The organism is Ideonella sp. P3_A4, from assembly GCF_056403075.1.
In genome coordinates this window covers 1-6,805 of record NZ_JBFUGE010000327.1, presented here as the reverse complement: position 1 = coordinate 6,805, position 6,805 = coordinate 1, and the positions used below count along the sequence as shown (strand labels likewise).

5 protein-coding genes and 1 pseudogene are annotated in these 6,805 nt (G+C 68.6%); 5 read left to right on the top strand and 1 reads right to left on the bottom strand.

Features of this window, described 5'->3' with window-relative positions; all coding sequences use genetic code 11:
- The 5 genes from map to AC1DYI_RS22925 all read left to right on the top strand — a co-directional run.
- Nucleotides 1–465 (top strand): type I methionyl aminopeptidase (gene map / locus AC1DYI_RS22945; protein ID WP_477206448.1); only part of this gene is annotated, 465 nt, incomplete at its 5' end.
- 400 nt (nucleotides 466–865) lie between these two features.
- Nucleotides 866–3,496, top strand: a complete 2,631-nt coding sequence (locus AC1DYI_RS22940) for a [protein-PII] uridylyltransferase (protein ID WP_477206447.1) — start codon at nucleotides 866–868, stop codon at nucleotides 3,494–3,496.
- On the top strand, nucleotides 3,493–4,545 hold the full coding sequence (mnmH, locus tag AC1DYI_RS22935; RefSeq protein WP_477206446.1) for a tRNA 2-selenouridine(34) synthase MnmH: 1,053 nt from the start codon (nucleotides 3,493–3,495) through the stop codon (nucleotides 4,543–4,545). The genes AC1DYI_RS22940 and mnmH overlap by 4 nt, the downstream gene beginning before the upstream one ends.
- Nucleotides 4,546–4,593: 48 nt before the next feature.
- Nucleotides 4,594–5,565, top strand: coding sequence for a DUF6929 family protein (locus AC1DYI_RS22930; RefSeq protein ID WP_477206445.1), 972 nt, complete (start codon nucleotides 4,594–4,596; stop codon nucleotides 5,563–5,565).
- Nucleotides 5,566–5,656: 91 nt separating this feature from the next.
- Nucleotides 5,657–6,391 (top strand): SDR family oxidoreductase, encoded by a 735-nt coding sequence (locus AC1DYI_RS22925; protein WP_477206444.1) that lies wholly within the window; start codon nucleotides 5,657–5,659, stop codon nucleotides 6,389–6,391.
- Nucleotides 6,392–6,454: 63 nt separating this feature from the next.
- Here the strand turns inward: AC1DYI_RS22925 and AC1DYI_RS22920 are convergent.
- Nucleotides 6,455–6,766: pseudogene (locus AC1DYI_RS22920) on the bottom strand (LysR family transcriptional regulator substrate-binding protein); the annotation flags it as partial.
- Nucleotides 6,767–6,805 lie beyond the last annotated feature (39 nt).

The following is a 6,805-nucleotide window of genomic DNA, read 5'->3' as shown; positions in this document are numbered from 1 at the left end:
AGCCGCATGTTCGTGGTGGGCGACGGCTCGATCGCCGCCAAGCGCCTGTGCGCCATCACCTATGAAGCGATGTGGCGCGGGATCGTCAAGGTCAAGCCGGGTGCGCGCCTGGGTGACATCGGCCACGCGATCCAGACCTTTGCCGAGAACCAGGGTTTCTCGATCGTGCGCGAGTTCTGCGGTCACGGCATCGGCCAGAAATTCCACGAAGAGCCGCAGGTGCTGCACTACGGCCGCCCCGGCACGCTGGAAGAGCTGGTGCCGGGCATGGTGTTCACGATCGAGCCGATGATCAACGCCGGCCGCCGCGACATCCGCGAAACCGGCGACGGCTGGACCATCGTCACCAAGGACCGTTCGTTGTCCGCCCAATGGGAGCACACCATCGTCGTCACCGAGACGGGCTACGAGGTGATGACGGTGTCGGCCGGCAGCCCGGCTGTGCCTGCGTTCGTCGCGGGCTGAGTGACTGTGGCCGGGCGTCGAATGGCAGGTGCCGCGGCGCGAGCGGCTGCTGTTCGTCCCGCGTGGCTAGCCTGCGACGGTGGTGGCGGCAGGGTGGGGGCGGTGCCCCCACCCTGCAAGCACCGTCCGTGGCGGGGCACGCCGTTGCCTGCCATCCGCGGTGCCTTGGCTGGTGGCTTGGGGTGCGTTCGCAGGCCTTCATTCGCGGTCGCCCCAACCGCCGCCCGAGAACACGGTGTCGACCGAGAGACCTTGGCGAGCGCACCCCGGCTCCCCGCGAGCCAGGCCGGAGAACGTGCCCCAAGCCGCCGGCCTTACGCGACCGCGGCACGCAACCCGAGCCGATTGACCACCAAGGGCTGGCAACAAGCACGCCGCCCTTTCAGCCAGATTCGCTGAGATGGCCCCACTCGACGCCCCGCCCGAAAAGGCCGCCCCCTGTGTCGCCACGCTGCGTGACCGTTTCCGCGGGGGCAAGGCCGAGCTGATCGAGCATTTCCGCGACTCGCGGCCGACGACCAACAGCGTTGCCAAGCTGCTGCGTGCCTTGGCCCGCCATGTCGACGCCACGCTGCAAGAGCTTTGGCAAGCCAGCGGTATGCCCACCGGTGCAGCACTGTTGGCCGTAGGGGGCTATGGCCGCGGCGAGCTGTTCCCGCATTCCGATGTCGACGTGCTGGTGCTGCTGCCGCCAACGATGGTGCATGCAGCCGACGACCCGGCCACGCACGCCACGCTGTCGGGCTTCATCACCGCTTGCTGGGACATCGGGCTGGAGATCGGCTCTTCCGTTCGCACGATCGAAGATTGCATCGCCGAGGCCCGCAAAGACGTCACGGTCCAAACCGCGCTGCTCGAAAGCCGCTTTCTCTACGGCTCGCGGCGCCTGTTCAACGCGTTCCGTCACGCCAACACCGAGGTGATGGATGCGCGCGCGTTTCTGCGCGCCAAGTCGCTCGAAATGCGGCAGCGTCACGTCAAGTACGAAGACACACCATACGCGCTGGAGCCCAACTGCAAGGAAAGCCCGGGAGGCTTGCGTGACCTGCAGGTCGTCATGTGGGTGGCTCGCGCCGCCGGGCTGGGCCGCACTTGGAGYGAGCTGGCCGCCAAGGGCCTGATCACCGCTTTCGAGGTGAAGCAGCTGCAGCGCCACGAAGGCACGTTGAAGCTGATTCGAGCCAGGCTGCACATGGTGGCCGGCCGGCGCGAAGACCGGCTGGTGTTCGACCTGCAGACCGCCGTGGCCGAGAGCTTTGGCTACGAGGGCGACCGCGGCACTCGCGCGTCCGAGTTGCTGATGCACCGCTACTACTGGGCAGCCAAGGCGGTCACGCAGCTGAACCAGATCCTGATGCTGAACATCGAGGAGCGGGTCAACGGCACCGAGGCCGTGCCGATGCGGCCGATCAACGCCCGCTTCCTGGACCGTGCCGGCATGCTGGAGGTGTCGCGCGACGACCTCTACGCCGAGAACCCGCACGCGATCCTCGAGACCTTCCTGGTCTACCAGCAGACGCCCGGCATCAAGGGCTTGTCGGCCCGCACGCTGCGCGCGCTCTACAACGCCCGCAACGTGATGGACTCGGGCTTCAGGCGTGACCCGGTGAACCGCGAGCTGTTCATGGACATGCTGCGCCAGCCCGAGGGCCAGACGCACGCCTTCAGGCTGATGAACCAGACCTCGGTGCTGGGGCGCTACCTCTGGGTCTTCCGCCGCATCGTCGGGCGCATGCAGCACGACCTGTTCCACGTCTACACGGTGGACCAGCACATCCTGATGGTGCTGCGCAACGTGCGGCGCTTCTTCGTACCCGAGCATGCGCACGAGTACCCGTTCTGCAGCCAGCTCGCCGCGGGCTGGGACAAGCCGTGGGTGCTGTACATCGCCGCGCTGTTCCACGACGTGGCCAAGGGCCGCGGTGGTGACCACTCCGAACTGGGCGGCACCGAGGTGCGCCGCTTCTGCCGCGACCATGGCCTGGACAACGCGGACACCGAGCTGGCCGAGTTCCTGGTTCGCCACCATCTGACGATGAGCCGGGTGGCGCAAAAGGAGGACCTCTCCGACCCCGAGGTGATCACCGCGTTTGCCCGACAGATGGGCGACGCGCGCCACCTGACCGCGCTGTACCTGCTGACCGTGGCCGACATCCGCGGCACTGGCCCCAAGGTGTGGAACGCGTGGAAGGGCAAGCTGCTGGAGGATCTGTACCACCTGACGCTGCGTGCGCTGGGCGGTGGTTCGCCCAATGCCGACGCCGAGATCGAGGCCCGCAAACAGGACGCCCAGCACATCCTCGCGCTGCACTCAGCCCTGCCCGGTACCGAGCAGCCGCTGTGGAAGACGCTGGACGTCAGCTACTTCGCCCGCCACGACGCGACCGAGATCGCCTGGCATGCGCGCGCGCTGTGGCGCCACATCGAAACCCGCGTGCCGATCGTGCGTGCCCGGCCGTCGCCGATCGGCGAAGGGCTGCAGGTGCTGGTCTTCTCGCCCGACTGCCCCGACCTCTTCGCCCGCATCTGCGGCTACTTCGACTCGGCCGGCTTCTCGATTCAGGACGCGAAGATCCACACCACCCGCGCCGGCTATGCGCTGGACACCTTCCAGGTCGTCAACCCGAATGCCGAAAGCCAGGCCGCCAGCGCGTACCGCGACATGATCTCGCTGGTCGAGACACAGGCCGCCGAAGCGCTGGCCTCGACCGGCGTGCTGCCGCTGCCCAGCCGCGGCCGCGTGTCGCGCCGGGTCAAGAGCTTTCCGATCCAGCCCCGCGTGTCGTTGCGGCCTGATGAGAAGGGCCAGCGCTGGGTGCTCTCGGTCAGCACCAGCGACCGCTCGGGCCTGCTCTACGCGATCGCGCGCGTGCTGGGCAAGCACGAGATCAACCTGCAGCTCGCAAAGGTGTCGACGCTCGGCGAGCGGGTGGAAGACACCTTCCTCGTCAGCGGCCCGGCGTTGCAGCAGCCCAAGCTGCAGCTGCAGATCGAAAGCGAGCTGCTCGACGCGATCGCGATGACGCCGTGAGCCTGGCCACGATGACGGCCGCCGAGGCCATGGCAGCGCCAACCGGCTACGACTGCGTGATCGATGTGCGCTCGCCGTCGGAGTTCGCCGAAGACCGGCTGCCCGGCGCGGTGAACTGGCCCGTGCTCGACGACACCGAGCGCGCCGAAGTCGGCACCATCTACACCCAAGTCTCGACCTTCGAGGCGCGCAAGCGCGGCGCGGCCATCGTCTCGCGCAACATCGCCCGGCACATCAACGAGCACGTCGCCGGCATGGGCCGCGACTGGCGGCCGCTGGTCTACTGCTGGCGCGGAGGGCAGCGCTCGGGCAGCTTCGCGATCGTGCTGGCGCAGATCGGCTTTCGCACGCGCCAGCTGCAAGGTGGCTACAAGGCCTACCGTGCCCTCGTGCGTGGCGAGCTGGACACCCTGCCCGGCCGCTTCGACTGGCGCGTGATCGGTGGCCGCACCGGCAGCGGGAAGACCCGGCTGTTGCAAGCCCTGGCAGCCGAAGGCGCGCAGGTGTTGGACCTGGAAGCGCTGGCTGCGCACCGCGGCTCGGTGTTGGGCGACCTGCCCGGCCAACCGCAGCCCAGCCAGAAAGAATTCGACAGCCGCGTCTGGCATGCGCTGCACGGCTTCGACCCCGCGCGGCCGGTGTTCGTCGAGCGCGAAAGCCGCCRCATCGGCCGACTGCAGTTGTCCGACGCGGTGCTCGAAGCCTGGCAGCAGCGCAGCCGCGCCATCCAGGTCGAGCTGGGCCTGTCCGAGCGCGTGGCATTGCTGACCGAGGAATACGCCTTCTTCACCCGCGACGTCGACGCCCTCAACGAGCGCCTGCAAGTCCTCACCGAGCTGCGCGGCAAAGCCACCGTCGCCCGCTGGCAATCACTCGCCCAATCCGGCGACTGGCCCACGCTGGTGGCCGAGTTGATGCAGCAGCACTACGACCCGCTCTACGACCGCGCGGCGCGCGCGTTTGCAGACGCGGAGAAGGTCGAGACGGTCACGCTGAGCGACGCGCAACCGGCGACGCTGGCCAGCGCGGCGCGGCGGCTGGCGGGCTGACTGCCCGATCACGCCGGGTCCGCGCCCGTCCAGCCGTATGCTTGCTCGATGAACACGGTCGAGCCAGTGACGGGACGAGACCAGCTGCTGCAAGTCGAGGTGGTACGAGAGCTGCAGTTCAACCCGCGTGGAAACGGACAGGACCACCTCAGCGCGGCCAGTGGCTTGGTCGTGGTCGGCGACTGCATGTACGTGGTCGCTGACGACGAGCACTCGTTGGGGCTGTTTCGCGTGGGTGACGATGGCCCCGGCCGATGGCTGCCTCTGTTCGACGAGGCGCTGCCCTCCGGCCACGACGAACGAAAGGCGCTCAAGGCCGATCTCGAAGCGCTGACGGTGTTGCACGAACTGGCGTGTTACCCGCATGGCGCGCTTTTCGTCGCCGGCTCGGGCTCAACGCCAAATCGGCGGCGCGGTGCGCTGCTGCCGCTGGACGTGCACGGCATGGTGATAGGCGTTGCGCGGCGGGTCGACCTCGCCGCCATCCACCGGCCGTTGCAAGACCAGTTCGGCGAACTGAACCTCGAGGGCATGTTCGTGGCCGAGGGCGCGCTTTGCCTTCTGCAGCGCGGCAGCAAGGTGTCGCCCACCAATGCCTGCATCCGTTTCGATCTGGCTGAGTTCGGCAGGTGGCTGACGCAAGACGGCCCTGCCCCGCAGCCGGCGTCCATCACGGCCTACGACCTCGGCTCGATCAACGGCGTGCCGCTGACCTTCACCGACGGCGCCGCGCTGCCCGGCGGCGGCTGGGTCTTCTGCGCCGCGGCCGAGGACACGGGCGACAGCTATCACGATGGCGCGTGCGCCGGCTCCGCGGTCGGTGTCGGGGATGCCTCCGGCGCGCTGCATGGGCCGTTCATGACGGCTGCCTCTGCGAAGGTCGAAGGCATTGCGTTGGACCCGCAAGGTGCGCCAGGTGCCGTCCTGCTGGTCACTGATGCCGACGATCGACAGACGCCGGCCTTGTTGCTCAAGGCGTCGTTGGCGCAGGTGATGTCCTTTCCGTTGCGCGCCGCCTGACACCGGCGGCGGCGCCCCATCGGCAATGCCGATGGCACGATCGGCGATTCCTGCTGGCGATCCAACGCCAAGGGCTGGACGATGCGGGCCCATGACTACACCCGCCTCCTCCCCTCGCACCGCCATCATCGGCGGCTCTTCCGGCATGGGCCTCGCGCTGGCCGAACGACTGCTGCGTGAGCACCACGACGTCATCATCGTGGGCCGCTCCAGCGCCAAGCTGAAAGCCGCCCGAGAACAACTGCGCGCCGCCGGCACGCCGCATTTGCACGCCGCCGACGTGACGGACGAAGACAGCGTGCGGCAACTGTTCGCGACCTGCGGCCCGCTTGACCACATCGTCTGCACGGCCGCCGACATTCGCGGCGCCTACGAGTTGCTGCCCGACCTGACGCTGGAGGGGCTCGATCGCGCGCTGCGCTCGAAGGTCGTCGCGCCGATCCTGATCGCCAAGCACGGGGCGGCGTGCCTGTCGCCGCAGGGTTCGATCACGTTCACCTCCGGCATCGCCGCCTACCGGCCGCGGCCGAAAGGCGTGGCGGTTGCGGCGATCAACGCGGCACTCGAAGGCATCGTGCGCGCCCTGGCGGTGGAGTTGGCCCCGCAGCGCGTCAACGCGGTCTCGCCAGGCTGGGTGCGCACGCCCATCTGGCAAGACGTTGCCGGCGACGACAGCGAACGGCTATTGGCGGCGATGGCCGAGCGGCTGCCTGTCGGCCGGGTCGGCCGCGCGGAGGACATCGCCGATGCGATCGTCTTCCTGCTCGGCAATGGCTACACCACCGGCACCGTGCTGCATGTCGAGGGCGGGCATCGGTTGGTCTGACGCGCCCTCGCTCAAGCGCCGAGCAAATTCGGCCGCGGCTCGGCGCATCGGGCGATCACGCCGTCGCAGCAGGCAGATCGGCAAACCATCCCCAGCGCCAGCCAGTGGACGTACCACGATCGAGTCGATGTCATGCTGGCCAACGGCTCGTGCCGGCAGCACCACCACGCCCAGCCCCGCAGCCACCATCCGAAGCATCGCCGGCACGCTGTCGGCTTCGGCGCGGTACGTGGGTGGTGTCGCTGCGTGCAGCTGCAGCAGCGATTCCAGGTGCGCGCGGTAGCGGCAGCCCGGCATCGTGACGATGAGCGGCGCGTCGGCCAACACCGCGGGTTCGATCTGCGCCAGTTCAGCCAGTGCATGGCCGGCCGGCATCACGACGACCGGCCGGTCGCGTGCGACGACATCTGCTTG